General features: G+C 75.1%; 1 protein-coding gene. It reads right to left on the bottom strand.

What is annotated here, in order from left to right; genetic code table 11:
- Positions 1–134: 134 nt before the first annotated feature.
- Positions 135–317, bottom strand: a 183-nt coding sequence (locus tag JHD80_RS27555) for a hypothetical protein (RefSeq protein WP_199093792.1), incomplete at its 5' end; no start/stop codon positions are given.

Here is a 317-nt window from a genome sequence, read left to right on the forward strand (position 1 = left end):
CTCGCCCATGCGGCCGATGCGGCCCGGATCCAGTTCCTCCCCCATGCCTCGCCCTGCTCCGGCTTATCCGGGCAACGATAAATTGTTGAGGTGTCGATCGCCGCCCGATCATTCGACACCTCACGTCCTGTCTCTTATACACATCTCCGAGCCCACGAGACTCTAGGCGCGATCTCGTATGCCGTCTTCGGCGTGTAAAGGGGGGGGGGGGGGGGGGGGGGGGGGGGGGGGGGGGGGGGGGGGGGGGGGGGGGGGGGGGGGGGGGGGGGGGGGGGGGGGGGGGGGGGGGGGGGGGGGGGGGGGGGGGGGGGGGGGGG

Origin of the sequence: Allobosea sp. ASV33 (assembly GCF_016428755.1) — a bacterium.
Lineage (GTDB): Bacteria > Pseudomonadota > Alphaproteobacteria > Rhizobiales > Beijerinckiaceae > Allobosea.